The sequence below is a fragment of the Peptoniphilus sp. HMSC075B08 genome (assembly GCF_001815405.1).
In the GTDB taxonomy this organism is placed as follows: Bacteria; Bacillota; Clostridia; order Tissierellales; family Peptoniphilaceae; genus Peptoniphilus_A; species Peptoniphilus_A harei.
The window spans coordinates 20,236-33,628 of record NZ_KV820457.1 but is presented as its reverse complement, the minus strand read 5'-3'; the positions used below and the strand labels follow the sequence as shown (position 1 = coordinate 33,628).

General features: G+C 33.1%; 13 protein-coding genes and 6 pseudogenes. All 19 read left to right on the top strand.

Going from position 1 to position 13,393, the window contains the following annotated elements:
* The first annotated feature begins 210 nt into the window (after positions 1–210).
* A complete protein-coding gene (locus HMPREF3023_RS09860; RefSeq protein WP_106384406.1) occupies positions 211–336 on the top strand; it encodes an erythromycin resistance leader peptide in 126 nt (41 codons plus the stop codon).
* A gap of 57 nt (positions 337–393) precedes the next feature.
* Positions 394–1,125 carry a 23S rRNA (adenine(2058)-N(6))-methyltransferase Erm(A) gene (gene erm(A) / locus HMPREF3023_RS06570; protein ID WP_070701891.1) on the top strand — a complete coding sequence of 244 codons (732 nt, stop codon included), beginning with the start codon at positions 394–396 and terminating at the stop codon, positions 1,123–1,125.
* A 205-nt stretch (positions 1,126–1,330) separates the two neighbouring features.
* Positions 1,331–1,792: pseudogene (gene tnpA / locus HMPREF3023_RS06565) on the top strand (IS200/IS605 family transposase).
* Between the two features lie 306 nt (positions 1,793–2,098).
* A complete protein-coding gene (locus HMPREF3023_RS06560) occupies positions 2,099–2,623 on the top strand; it encodes a phosphotransferase (protein WP_001176020.1) in 525 nt (174 codons plus the stop codon).
* Positions 2,624–2,668: 45 nt separating this feature from the next.
* Entirely contained in the window at positions 2,669–3,058 is a 390-nt protein-coding gene (locus HMPREF3023_RS06555) for a cytidine deaminase family protein (protein WP_001041171.1), read from the top strand.
* Entirely contained in the window at positions 3,049–3,333 is a 285-nt protein-coding gene (locus HMPREF3023_RS09705; protein ID WP_232300146.1) for an MBL fold metallo-hydrolase, read from the top strand. The genes HMPREF3023_RS06555 and HMPREF3023_RS09705 overlap by 10 nt, the downstream gene beginning before the upstream one ends.
* 39 nt (positions 3,334–3,372) lie before the next feature.
* Complete coding sequence (locus HMPREF3023_RS09700; protein ID WP_232300147.1) at positions 3,373–3,741, top strand: MBL fold metallo-hydrolase; 369 nt, start codon at positions 3,373–3,375, stop codon at positions 3,739–3,741.
* A 112-nt stretch (positions 3,742–3,853) separates the two neighbouring features.
* Positions 3,854–4,164: pseudogene (locus tag HMPREF3023_RS09695) on the top strand (23S rRNA (uracil(1939)-C(5))-methyltransferase RlmD); the annotation flags it as partial.
* Between the two features lie 18 nt (positions 4,165–4,182).
* A complete protein-coding gene (locus HMPREF3023_RS06540) occupies positions 4,183–4,464 on the top strand; it encodes a CD1845 family protein (RefSeq protein WP_062404960.1) in 282 nt (93 codons plus the stop codon).
* Positions 4,465–4,592: 128 nt separating this feature from the next.
* Complete coding sequence (locus HMPREF3023_RS06535; protein WP_070701887.1) at positions 4,593–6,200, top strand: hypothetical protein; 1,608 nt, start codon at positions 4,593–4,595, stop codon at positions 6,198–6,200.
* 216 nt (positions 6,201–6,416) lie between these two features.
* Positions 6,417–7,186: pseudogene (locus tag HMPREF3023_RS06530) on the top strand (replication initiator protein A).
* Positions 7,183–8,034 carry an ATP-binding protein gene (locus HMPREF3023_RS06525; RefSeq protein ID WP_070701885.1) on the top strand — a complete coding sequence of 284 codons (852 nt, stop codon included), beginning with the start codon at positions 7,183–7,185 and terminating at the stop codon, positions 8,032–8,034. Before HMPREF3023_RS06530 ends, HMPREF3023_RS06525 begins: the two are co-directional and overlap by 4 nt.
* On the top strand, positions 8,031–8,516 hold the full coding sequence (locus HMPREF3023_RS06520) for a PcfB family protein (protein ID WP_070701884.1): 486 nt from the start codon (positions 8,031–8,033) through the stop codon (positions 8,514–8,516). The genes HMPREF3023_RS06525 and HMPREF3023_RS06520 overlap by 4 nt, the downstream gene beginning before the upstream one ends.
* Positions 8,513–10,296: pseudogene (locus HMPREF3023_RS06515) on the top strand (VirD4-like conjugal transfer protein, CD1115 family). The gene HMPREF3023_RS06520 and the pseudogene HMPREF3023_RS06515 overlap by 4 nt, the downstream one beginning before the upstream one ends.
* Positions 10,297–10,758: 462 nt before the next feature.
* Positions 10,759–11,214, top strand: a complete 456-nt coding sequence (gene tnpA / locus HMPREF3023_RS06510; RefSeq protein WP_070701882.1) for an IS200/IS605 family transposase — start codon at positions 10,759–10,761, stop codon at positions 11,212–11,214.
* Positions 11,215–11,445: 231 nt separating this feature from the next.
* Positions 11,446–11,613 (top strand): annotated as a pseudogene (locus HMPREF3023_RS09690) (transposase); the annotation flags it as partial.
* Positions 11,614–11,880: pseudogene (locus HMPREF3023_RS09685) on the top strand (terminase TerL endonuclease subunit); the annotation flags it as partial.
* Between the two features lie 63 nt (positions 11,881–11,943).
* Complete coding sequence (locus HMPREF3023_RS06500; protein WP_070701877.1) at positions 11,944–12,540, top strand: type IV toxin-antitoxin system AbiEi family antitoxin domain-containing protein; 597 nt, start codon at positions 11,944–11,946, stop codon at positions 12,538–12,540.
* A complete protein-coding gene (locus HMPREF3023_RS06495) occupies positions 12,533–13,366 on the top strand; it encodes a nucleotidyl transferase AbiEii/AbiGii toxin family protein (protein WP_070701875.1) in 834 nt (277 codons plus the stop codon). The genes HMPREF3023_RS06500 and HMPREF3023_RS06495 overlap by 8 nt, the downstream gene beginning before the upstream one ends.
* Positions 13,367–13,393 lie beyond the last annotated feature (27 nt).

Below are 13,393 nucleotides of genomic sequence, written 5' to 3'. Positions count from 1 at the left end.
ACATGTAGTGGTTTGAGTACGAAAATTGGGTCAAAAACAGGCTAAAAAATACCGTTTTTTGACCCTTTTAAATAGGGCATTTGACAGATGACATTTGATGTTTCGGGATTAAAAATCCATAGGGTGAGGTAGATTAGCACAGAACTTTATTGAATAGAGAAATTAAAAGTGATATAATCAGTTGCATAAGGAGGAGTTAAATATGTGTACATGTATTGCAGTAGTAGATATTACTTTATCTCATTTATAATGAAAAAAATTAAAGGAGGTAAAGGTATGGGTATGTTTTCTATATTTGTTAATGAGAGATTTCATTATCAACCAAACCAAAAATAATTGGTTATAATGAGCTCTTAAGATTAGTTCATTATAAACGGCAAGGAGAAGGTTATAATGAAACAGAAAAACCCGAAAAATACGCAAAATTTCATTACATCTAAAAAGCATGTAAAGGAAATATTAAAATATACGAATATCAATAAACAAGATAAAATAATAGAAATTGGGTCAGGAAAAGGACATTTTACCAAGGAACTTGTGGAAATGAGTCAACGGGTGAATGCTATAGAGATTGATGAAGGTTTATGTCATGCCACGAAAAAAGCAGTTGAACCTTTTCAGAATATAAAAGTTATTCATGAGGATATTTTGAAGTTTAGCTTTCCTAAAAATACAGACTATAAAATATTTGGTAATATTCCCTACAATATTAGTACTGATATTGTAAAAAAGATTGCTTTTGATAGTCAAGCGAAATATAGCTACCTTATTGTAGAGAGGGGATTTGCTAAAAGGTTGCAAAATACCCAACGAGCTTTAGGTTTGCTGTTAATGGTGGAAATGGATATAAAAATTCTTAAAAAAGTGCCACGAGCATATTTTCACCCTAAGCCTAATGTAGATTCTGTATTGATTGTACTTGAAAGGCATAAACCATTTATTTTAAAGAAGGACTACAAAAAGTATAGATTTTTCGTTTATAAATGGGTAAACAGGGAATATCATGTTCCTTTTACTAAAAATCAATTAAGACAGGTGCTGAAGCATGCGAATGTTACTGATCTTGATAAATTATCCAATGAACAATTTTTGTCTGTTTTCAATAGTTACAAATTATTTCAATAAATTAAAAATAATTAAGCGTTCTCTAACTTTAAGAGAACGCTTAATCTTATTGTCCACTTAAGTGAGTTGAGCGAACGAAAGAGAGCGAAACAAAAAACCACCTGCTATGCAGGTGGAGGGATTTAGCTTTAGCTTCAAGCACCAAGAAAACCTCCTTAAAGTATAATTGTGATAGTCACATGCACAATTAAACAAGGAGGTAATCATGGATAAAAATACTTTATCGCATACAAGCTGGAGATGCAAATATCATATAGTTTTCGCACCAAAATATAGAAGACAAGTAATATATAGACAATTAAGAAAAGATATAGGAAGTATACTTCGAGAATTATGTTCAAGAAAAGGAATAACAATAATAGAAGCAGAACTATGTCCAGATCATGTTCATATGTTGGTATAAATTCCACCGAAATACTCAATATCACAAATAATGGGATATTTAAAAGGAAAAAGTTCATTAATAATATTTGATAGACACGCCAACTTAAAATATAAATATGGAAACAGACACTTTTGGTGTAGAGGATATTATGTAGATACAGTGGGAAGAAATGAAAAGAAAATAAAAGAATATATACAAAATCAATTAAAAGAAGACTATTACACAGACCAAATAAGTATAAAGGAATACTATGACCCGTTTACGGGAGAGGAAGTCAAATAAAAACAAATAAAAAAACTGCTTAAGCAGTAGTTGGGAAAGTGGTGCATGTGAAGGAATACTCGACAGCCCCAATAGGGGCGTGCCGGTATTCGCGCCTTATAGGCGCTGTGCAAACTACCAGCTAAGCTGGTAGTTTTGATTACATTGAAAAATGCATTCTATTATTTTCAATTATTATGATATAACATAATTATCATTTTACTTATTTGCATATTTGCACGAAAATATAGTTATCGACGACTATTCTGATAATAGCAACTAATATAGTCAATGATAACTCAAAATTTATTGATATAGTAGGTATATGTGCAACTAATTAGGGAAGATTTTAGCTTGCCATTTCTGAAACAGCTAAAACAAGTATTGCGTAAAGAATGCGCCAGTCTTCCCATGGACTTAAAATGCTTGCTTGGGGCACACATAAAACCCCTTGAACAATCTATTGACAGAGTTGAAGGACTGTCGGAGATTCTAAGACGAAGTAATCCTAAAATGGCCCTATGCCATACAGATATTCATAATTGGAACTTGATGCAACGGGATGAGCAGTTAGTTCTAATTGACTGGGAAGGCTTGAAATTGGCTCCAGTAAAAGCTGATCTCATGTTTTTTGTTGATAAGCCATATTATGATGTATTTATGAACATATACCTGAAATTACACAAAGATTTTTTAATCAATACGGATGCTTTGTTATTCTATCATATTAGACGTAAACTAGAAGATATATGGGAGTTTATTGAACAACTTTTATATGACAATCAAGAGGATAAGGAAAGAAATGAAACTATAAAAGTTCTTGATGGTGAACTGAATAACTTAGTGTTTTGAAAAAAGAATAACGTATTATTAAGCTAAATAATATTGGAGAAGAAAATGAATAAACAAGAATTATATCAAATTGCTTTCAGTATAATTAATCATAAAAAGTTACGGAACTTTGGAACTTCAGGGCATGTTGCGTGCGCGTTGGAGACAAATAGCGGTAACATCTTTACAGGAATATGCATTGACTTGCCCTGTTCTATTGGCTTATGCGCTGAACAGTCAGCTATTGCTGAAATGGTAAAGAACAATGAAACTGCAATCAAAAGGATTATCGCTGTATTTGAAGATGGGAGTATACTTCCACCATGTGGAAGGTGCAGAGAGTTTATTGCACAGATAGATAATCAAAATATAGAGACCCAAATTGTATTACCTGAAATGGAAGAAGTGTTGCTGAAAGATTTATTACCAGAAAGGTGGGATGGCAAATGGAACTGAAAAAGATAACTAGCAGGGTCTTTTATTATCCACATCAACCAGAAACTGATAGGCCTATGTTGGCATACTTAAATGGAGATAAAATTGCACTTGCCATTGATGCAGGAAATTCAGCAGACCATGTTGATGAATTTTATAAATCCCTAGAAATCGAGGACCTAAAGAAGCCAGATTTTACTGTCATCACTCATTGGCACTGGGACCATACCTTTGGAATGCATAAAATTCACGGATTGTCCATTGCACACCATAAAACCAACGAGTTTTTGAAATAGGAAAGAGCCAAACTATCTGACAGTGCATATATAAAATTTTTGATAAATGATGATGAGTGCCTAGCTAGAGAATATGTAGATAATAAAAGAATTATTGCCGTTCTATCGGATATCCAATTTGAAAAAGAGCTTACCCTTAATCTCGGTGGAATAACCGCAATGATTTTTCATACGGTTTCACCCCATTCGGAAGATACGGTGCTTATCTATATTCCTGAGGAAAAAATATTGTTCTTGGGAGATTCAACAAGCGAGGATTTCTACAATGATGGGTATATGGATAAAGAAAAATTAATGTCATTAACAAATTTGATAGAAAGTTTCGACTGTAAGTATTGTATTTTAAGTCATGCAGAGCCTCTAACTAAATCAGATTTATTAGATTACTTAAAATCCATTCTAAAATAATAATCCATGAGGTGTATTGATATGTTCCCGTCTACCGATAGCCCCAAAAACGCAGTGGATATGTTCCCGAGAACGGACACACTCAAATGACATTCATTCTATCCTCTCAAGCCATGTGGAGACAATCGTGTTGCTTTCCAAACTGGACTCAAAGAATCATATCAGTGTAGAACTTCCTATGGATGATATGGACTTGACAAGTGCTGAAAGTAAAGCTACTTATGAACAAATTCAGAATTATGTGCTCGAGAAGTATGATTTTAATGTATCGACACTTATATTGCACAGATTAAAAAGAAATGTGGAATTGTACTGAGGGAGCATTATAATAAATCAAAAAAAGAGAAACAGGTTATTCCACAATGCACACCTGAAAAAGAGGAAGCTATCATGGATGCGTTAAGGCATTTTAAAATGATTTAGTAGAAATGGAGGGTATTTATGAGATGGATAATAAAAATAATCTTGTTTCCAATTAGCTTGGTGTTAAGTATCCTCACAGCATTTCTGACATTTTTACTTGCCATAGGAACAACAATACTGTATTTGTTAATGCTTATGTGTGTCGTTGTTGGGGTTGTATCATTGTTTCAAAAGGATTTTTCAATAGGCATAGAAGCATTGATAGTAGGATTCTTATTAAGCCCATACGGAATACCGATGGTTGGAGCAGCAGTTATAGCTTTTTTACAAGGGATCAATGAAGCAATAAAATCAATCTAAATAAGAATATAGAAGAGCGATGGTAGATATAGAGAACATAGAAAGATCTAAATAATGGGTTTGGTTATTAACGTCTTACAACGTTGTTTATACTATCTAAAAATCAAATTATGTTAGGAGTTATTTTGATGGATGGAGTAAAAGAAATAATTTTGCAGACCAAAAATGTGGAATATATAAAGAGAAATTTAGGAAAAGAACAGTGGATACAGGTATCCGGTCACAAAGATATGAATGATTCAGATGCAGGATTTTGGTGTGGATTAGTTTCGCTAAATCATATAGATGATGTGTATAATAATGTTGGGTGGGATATTTCTGCTAACGAGCAAGGAAATCCCGGATTTGAAGGAAATGGATACGCATATGAGTATAAAGCGAATTTGCTAAAAGATGGTTTTGAATCTATTTTATATTATCGTGATTTTTATGGTGTTGAGGAAGATTATATTGAGTTATCACAGGAGTTTATCTTATTAAATAATCTTCGATATAACAAAAATAGTAAATCATATTGGGCTATGTATGAAAATGGGGAAAGTGAAGAAGCGGTTAAATATATTGATGATACAACGATTCAAATTAAAATGAAGTTTTTACGTAATTATTCAGCAGCAAAACAGATGGCAATTCTACTTTTTTTTGATATTAGAACTAAGTTTGATGGGGAAATATCTGATTTTGGGCTAGAAGAGTTTAATATCGAATCTAAAGATAATGGTCTGTTTTATGGATTATGGGGCGGTGATATGAATTTTCCAACATATGTGTATAGTGTCTTAATGGGTAAAAAAATTCTTATGCCAGGGCCAATTGAGGAATGTGGTTATTGGCCGTATGAAAAAGAAAAAAGTTACGAGGACTTTATTATTGGTGTTGACGAGTTTGGAAAAGAGATTTTTAACACGTGCAATCCAGATAAGTTGAATAATTATTTTGGGTCTAATCCAGATGCACCTATGTATTTAACACCAGTATTTTTTAAGCGTGATGTATTACAAAAATATGTAAATAAACCTGAGTTATATGAGATTAGAGATGGATATTTGAGTTGTCAATCATTATGGGGTATTGAAATAGATAATCATCATAAAAATTGTATAGTAGTTTATTTGGGCGATTTAGGAAGAGATTTACCTGAAAGTGAGCGTGGATACTGGAAAAGTTACAATATAGTAGGTGAAGAAGGAGTAAGCCAGGTATCTTTCCGAAGGGATTTCTGTAATATATTTACGGAGTCAAATATGGAAGATCATAAATTTCAAGATCTTTATGGTTCTTTAATAAAGCAATGGAACGAAAAATATGGCTGGGATTTATATCTGCCATTATCTGCGGAAGATCAATATAATCTAACTCAAATTAGAATCCCGCTTGGGGATAGTCAGCCAGAATTCGATCAATTAGTTTTGTCGTTAGTTAAAGTTTTGATTGATTCACTTAATGAAAAGCAATTAATCATTCCTGGAGATGTTCAAACTGATATTAAAGGAATAAGTAAACTTGAAAAATGGATAAAATCAAACGAGGCTATTGGATATGAAAATCATATTAAGTTTTTAAGGGATTTACAGAAGTTAAGATCTACTGGATCTGGACACAGAAAAGGTAAGGAATATAGTAAGATTTCAAATACATTTGGCTTATTAGAAAAAAGTAAAATAGATGTATTCGAAGAGGTTCTTCGAAAATCAAATGATTTCCTGAAATATATGAAAACTACATTTTTAGATTAATTAGAAGCATGATGTAAAGAACAAGTAGGGCAAGAATTCTTCTTATATAGATACTTTATATTATGCTTTAAACTAGGGATGGTACAGTATTCACATCATTCATACAAATTCCAGTTTTGTAAAATAAAAAATTTCATAAAAATGTTTAGCAAAGGCGATAGAGAAAAAACTATCGTCTTTTTCTTTGAAAATTTTTAAGGAGGGAGGTGATCCTGTATGGACTTTGACTATTTCCATAACAGAGAAGCGGAAAGATTTAATTTCTTAAAAGTTCCGGAGATATTGGTTGATGGAGAAGAATTTAAGGGATTATCTGCCGAAGCAATTATACTTTATTCCATGCTTTTGAAACGAACAGGAATGTCCTTTAAGAATAACTGGATAGACAAGGAAGGTAGAGTATTTATCTATTTCACAGTCGAGGAAATTATGAAAAGAAGAAATATTTCAAAGCCTACTGCCATAAAAACATTAGATGAGTTAGATAGCAAAAATGGGATAGGACTGATTGAAAGAGTAAGGCTTGGACTTGGTAAGCCGAATGTCATATATGTCAAAGACTTTATGAGCATATTAGTGGTAAAAGACAATGACTTGCAGAAGTCAAAAAACTTTACTTCAGAAGTAAAAGATGTTGACCTCAGAAGTAAAGAAAATGAACTTCAAGAGGTTAAGAATGTTGACCGTAACTATATAGAGAATAATAAGAGTAAGTATAGTAAGAGAGAATATAGTTTTGGTGAAAACGGACTTGGAACATTTCAAAATGTCTTTTTAAAGGATGAAGATATAGGCGAATTACAAATTAAAATGGCAGGAGAGCTTGATAACTACATTGAGAGATTATCAACCTATCTTCAAAGTACTGGAAAGAGATATAAAGACCATAAAGCAACAATCCTTTCTTGGTTTTATAAAGATAGGGAAGTAAAAAAAAATCCAATATCCCTACATGGGAGGAATATAACAAAGGAGTACATCTATGAATAAGGAATTAGAAAAAGTGATGATAGAAGATGTGGAATATAGCTTTGATCCTGAAAAAGAATATATCAAGGACGGACATGCCTACTGTAAAGTGTGCAATGAAAGAAAAGATGGGAAAGCATTAGAGTTTTTCGGAAAGCAGATGATATTTAAGACTGCTTGTAAATGCGATAGAAATAGAGAAGCAAAAGAAAAAGAAAGACAAAAGCAGCTGGATGTAGAGCGATTAAAGAGTAGCTGCTTTAACTCTGTTATTCAGTGGTCATATACCTTTGAAAATTATCTGGGAGAAGAAAATCAAAGCCTTATTATTGCCAAGAATTTTGTAAAAGATTATGAGGAGATGAAAAAGGAAAATATAGGACTTTTGTTTTATGGTTCGGTAGGTAGTGGAAAGACATACCTTGCTTGTTCTATCGCCAATGCTCTAATTGAACAATATCAGGTAGAGGTTAAGATAAGAAATTTTGCACAGATTATCAACGAACTACAAAATGTCGGATTTGATCTTGATAAAAACGCATATATTGAATCTCTTGTAAATACTTCCGTTCTTATCTTGGATGATTTAGGAATTGAAAGGGATACAAGTTATGCAAAAGAACAGGTATATAACATTGTTAATAACAGGTACTTAAAACAAAAAACGACTATTTTTACCACAAATCTTTCCTATGACACAATTCTAAATTGCACAGAAAGTGTGGAGTATCAGAGGATTTATTCACGAATCGTAGAGATGTGTATTCCTGTTATGGTTGTAGGAGAAGATTTTAGAAAGGTTAATCAAAAGGATAAGCTGGCTCGTAATAAAGAGAGGCTACTGAATAGAGGTGAGAGAACTTGATCAATGAAGAGATAGCAAGAAAAACGCTGAATATGGAAGTAAGAGCTGCTAAGGTAACAGGGAAACTTCTATTGGATTTACTAAAGAAGCTGATGAAAGAGGCAGAAAAACTTGGTGGACTTGAAAAGCTGGTTAATGCTAATGGAAATGAAGTAAAACTCAAAGATATGGTTAAAAAAGGACAGCTTGAAGAAATTCCGGTAGAGGAATCAGAGCTTAAGGAATTGAAAAAAGAGCGGAATAGATATGGTGTTAAGTTTTCGGTAATGAAAGATAAAGAATCAGGTAAATACTCAGTGTTCATTCAAGCGAAAGATATGAAAGTTAAGGACAAAGCATTTAAGCACGCCCTTTCAGAATCAGAAAAGAAAACGGAAAGGAAAGAATCTATTCATAAAAACATTGAGAAGTTTAGGGAGATGGCTAAAAATTCTGTTTCTAAAGATAAAATCAAGAACAAGCAAAAGGAGCAGAGCATATGATAGAGAAAATACTAAAGGACGTCAAAGGCTTGTTTAAGGTGCAGGATAAGGCAAAGTTTCTAAAGCAGAACATTCCCTATCTTGCATTTTTCTATGTTGGAAATATCTTCTCTCACCATATACGACCCTATACTGGTGGCGATGTAATAGACAAAATCTTTCAAGGGATATTAGAGCTTAACACCATGAGCTTTATTCCAAGCATTCACCCAACTGACATTATAATAGGCATAGGAGTAGCAGCTTTAATTAAATTCATTGTCTACAGCAAAGTCAAAAATGCAAAAAAGTTCAGACAGGGAAAGGAGTATGGTTCTGCAAGATGGGGAACGAGAAAAGTTATAGAACCATACATGGATGAAAAATTCCAGAACAATATCTTGCTTACACAAACAGAACGATTAACTATGAATGGTAGACCTAAAAATCCTAAATATGCTCGTAACAAGAATGTACTTGTTATAGGAGGTAGTGGTTCTGGGAAAACTCGATTTTTTGTAAAACCGAACTTAATGCAAATGCACTCGTCATATTGCGTGATCGATCTTAAAGGAACAATAGTTCTTAAGTGTGGAAAGATGCTTGAAGATAATGGATATGAGATTAAAATTCTAAATACCATAAACTTCAAAAAGTCTATGAAGTACAATCCATTCGCATATATCCGGTCTGAGAAAGATATTTTAAAACTCGTTCAGACAATCATCGCAAACACGAAGGGCGAGGGAGAAAAAGCAGGTGAGGACTTTTGGGTGAAAGCTGAAAAACTCTACTATACAGCACTTATCAAATATATCTGGTATGAAGCTCCAAGAGAAGAAAAGAACTTTGCAACACTACTTGATATGATAGACGCTTCAGAGGTAAGAGAAGATGATGAAACCTACATGAATCCGATTGATAGACTCTTTGAAGCATTGGAAAAGAAAGAACCGACACACTTTGCGGTGAAGCAATATAAAAAGTACAAATTGGCTGTTGGGAAAACTGCCAAGTCTATTCTAATATCTTGTGGAGCAAGACTTGCCCCTTTTGACATAAGAGAGCTTAGAGAACTAATGAGTGAAGATGAACTTGAGCTTGATACACTGGGAGATAGAAAGACAGCACTCTTTGTTATCATCTCCGATACAGATGATACTTTTAACTTTGTGGTATCTATTATGTATTCTCAGCTATTTAACTTGTTATGTGATAAGGCAGATGATGTGTATGGAGGAAGATTACCTGTTCATGTAAGATGCCTACTTGACGAGTTTGCAAACATCGGCTTAATTCCAAAGTTTGAAAAATGATAGCGACAATCCGTTCCAGAAAAATATCAGCAAGCATCATACTTCAAGCACAATCTCAGCTAAAGGCAATCTACAAGGATAACGCTGACACAATTGTGGGCAACTGTGATAGTACCTTGTTTCTTGGTGGCAAGGAGAAAACTACGCTAAAAGAATTGTCTGAAACACTGGGAAAAAAAACTATCGACCTATATAACACGTCGGAAACGAGGTCAAATCAAAAGAGCTTTGGTTTAAACTATCAAAAGACAGGTAAGGAACTTATGAGCCAAGATGAAATAACTGTCATGGACGGAAGCAAATGTATCTTTCAGCTTAGAGGCGTCAGACCTTTTCTATCGGATAAATTCGATATTACAAAGCATAAGAACTGTAAGCTGCTTGAGGATTATGACAAGAAGAATGTGTTTGACATAGAAAGCTATATGAAGCGAAAAGGTAAAGCAAAGATGAATAGAGAAACCTTTATTACGAAGATAGTGTAATAGAATACAAAATATGGTATAATAAAAATATCATAAATTATTATGTATTGTTACCTGTAATTTCAATCTTCTTATCATGTGTTTCTGTCAGCCTAACAAAGAAACTTACTGAAACTGTTGATTTTAAAATCACATTGAAGGGGGGACTTATTATGGAAATGATAAGAAATATGGGTGGATGCGGCACATTTCGGGATGGCTCCATATGAAAAAAGAAACATAGGTTGAATTACATTTAACATAGATTTGTGCTGGGGGTTCAAATCCCCTGCATCCCGCCAATTATATAGTTTTAGTGACAGCAAGTCTAAAAAAAGATTTGCTGTTTTTGTAATTAGAATACCCCCGGTTGGACCGGGGGTTCAATTTAGCTTTAGCGATGAAAAACAAAAAATAAAAAAGACCTCCATGTTAAAATAAATTTGTGGTTTACCAGAACACAAAAATAACAGGAGGTTTTTTATGAATTTAAATCATACACATAGTCTATCATATACAAAATGGAATTGTAAATATCACGTAGTTTTCGCTCCAAAATATAGAAGGAAAGTATTTTACGGAAGTAAAAGATTGGAAATAGGTGCAATATTAAGAGAGCTTTGCAACTGGAAAGGTGTTAACATAATAGAAGCAGAAGTTTGTCCAGATCATGTACACATGTTGCTAGAGATACCACCAAAATTGAGTGTGTCTAGTTTTATGGGATTTTTAAAAGGAAAAAGCAGTATAATGATATATGAAAAATGGGGTAGCTTAAAATACAAATATAGAGAGAGGCAATTTTGGTGCCGAGGATACTATGTAGATACAGCAGGCAAAAATACAAAAGCAATAAAAGAGTATATTCATAACCAACTTAAAGAAGATGAATTAAGTGGTCAGATAACCATGGACAATACAGACCCCTTTAGGGGTTAGCAAGTAGAGATTGCAAGTGATAAACCACAAGCGTCCTTGAGGCGCAGCTAGTAAAAAAGGTCCTTTGGACCGCAAAAGCAAAACCACCGGCTACGCCGGTGGATTTTTGTTGTCATTAGAAAACCCCCGGTTAGATCGGGGGTTCCGTTTAGCTTTAGCGATAAAAAATAAAAACCCCCATGTTAGAATAAATTTGTGGTTTACCAAAACACAAAAAAACAAGAGGTTTTTATGAATTTGAATTATACCCATAGTTTATCACATACAAAATGGAATTGTAAGTATCATGTAGTTTTTGCCCCAAAATATCGAAGAAAAGTATTCTATGGGAGTAAAAGATTAGAGATCGGAGCAATCTTAAGAGAATTGTGTAGTTGGAAAGAAGTAAATATAATAGAAAAGGATATGTCACCACCTACTAAAGAACTCATGAAATTAACACTAGAAGCAAAAATAGCTCATGGTGGGCATCCTGTTCTTAAATGGAATATGGATAACATATTTATTAGGACAGACCCTGCAGGAAACATCAAAGCCGATAAAGAAAAGTCCACAGAAAAGATTGATGGTGATATCGTTACCATCATGGCACTTGATAGAGCAATAAGATGTGGTAATGCCAATGCTGAAAGTGTGTATGATAGTAGGGGCATTTTATTTGTGTAAAGACAAGACTTGCTTTTGTGCGTTATTTAGTATAAAATAAAGCACAAAAGGAAGTGAAAAGTAATGAATGAGGATAAGATAAGAGAAATTATAAAACAGAATAACGGAATAATAACGGCAAAGGAAGTATCATACAATAAAATCGACTCTTGGTATCTTACAAATATGGTGCAAAAAGGAGAACTTGAAAGAGTAGCAAGAGGTGTTTATTTCGATTCGAATTTTGAAAATTATGATGAACTTTATTTTTTTCAGCTTCAAAATAAGGCTTGTATTTATTCATATCAAACAGCACTATACCTGCATAAATTAACAGATAGATTGCCTTTTACTAATGAGGTAACAGTAAAGCAAGGTTATAATGCATGGCGTATTAAGGATTATACGATTGTTCATCAAGTGAAAAAAGAATGGTATGAATTTGGTAAAACTGAAATTAAAACTGATATGGGAAATCCTGTGTATGCATATGATATGGAGAGAACTATTTGCGATTTAGTAAGAGATAGAAAAAATCAAGACACAGAGATATTTTCAAAGGCTTGGAATCTATATATCAAGAAAAATTCTAAGAATATATGGAAACTAAGAAAATATGCCAAGGAATTTGGAATAGCACAGCAAATAGAGGAAATACTTGAGGTGATTGTACATGAATAAAGATAGCATAACACAAAAACTAAGGAATAAAGCAAAGGAACTTGATTTAAATTATAATTTGGTGTTGAGTAAATTTTTCTTTGATGAATTTCTAAAACTACTTTCTAACAGTGTACATCGAGAAAATTTTATGCTTAAGGGCGGAATGCTATTAACGTATTCTTTAGGGATTCAAAATAGAGCTACACAGGACATTGATTTTTTAGTTAAGGGATTTCCATTAGAGTCTGGAGAAATGAGAAAAGTTTTAACAGAAATTATTGAAGATGGTAAACAATCAGATGTCTGGTTTGAATTAAAGGGTGATGCTGAAGACATTAGAGCGGAGGATGAATATGGTGGACTGAGATTTCACATAATTGGGCACTTAGCTAATATTAAAATTCCGTTTAGTATTGATATTGCTACAGGTGATCCGATTTATCCCTTCCCAAGGCTAGAAAAATATAGCACAATTTTAGGTGATAATATTGAGTTAAAGATGTATCCTCTAGAATCAGTGCTATCAGAAAAACTACAAACAGTACTTGCAAGAGCAGAAAATAATAGTAGAAGTAAAGATTTTTACGATATTTATGCTATTTTGAAAAACAAATTAGAAGCTATAAATGTAAAAGAACTTAAAGAAGCTGTTTCTATGACATTTAGCTATAGGAAAACTGTGATTTCTAAGAATGAAGCAAAAAATATTATTAATAGCATTAATGAGGATTCTTTGATCAAAGAGCGATGGGTAAGATATCAAAAGAAAAATCCATATGTAAAAGGGATTGAGTTTAGTGAAATAACTGAAAGTCTAAATACTTTAGTCGAAATGTCTATGTAAATCATGAAAATAAAAATCCCTTAAATC

Coding starts and splice junctions, on each gene's coding strand:
- HMPREF3023_RS09860 (WP_106384406.1), top strand. CDS start 211: ATGTATTGCAGTAGTAGATATTACTTTATCTCATTTATAATGAAAAAA.
- HMPREF3023_RS06555 (WP_001041171.1), top strand. CDS start 2,669: ATGAATAAACAAGAATTATATCAAATTGCTTTCAGTATAATTAATCAT.
- HMPREF3023_RS09705 (WP_232300146.1), top strand. CDS start 3,049: ATGGAACTGAAAAAGATAACTAGCAGGGTCTTTTATTATCCACATCAA.
- HMPREF3023_RS06540 (WP_062404960.1), top strand. CDS start 4,183: ATGAGATGGATAATAAAAATAATCTTGTTTCCAATTAGCTTGGTGTTA.
- HMPREF3023_RS06535 (WP_070701887.1), top strand. CDS start 4,593: ATGGATGGAGTAAAAGAAATAATTTTGCAGACCAAAAATGTGGAATAT.
- HMPREF3023_RS06525 (WP_070701885.1), top strand. CDS start 7,183: ATGAATAAGGAATTAGAAAAAGTGATGATAGAAGATGTGGAATATAGC.
- tnpA (WP_070701882.1), top strand. CDS start 10,759: ATGAATTTAAATCATACACATAGTCTATCATATACAAAATGGAATTGT.
- HMPREF3023_RS06500 (WP_070701877.1), top strand. CDS start 11,944: ATGAATGAGGATAAGATAAGAGAAATTATAAAACAGAATAACGGAATA.
- HMPREF3023_RS06495 (WP_070701875.1), top strand. CDS start 12,533: ATGAATAAAGATAGCATAACACAAAAACTAAGGAATAAAGCAAAGGAA.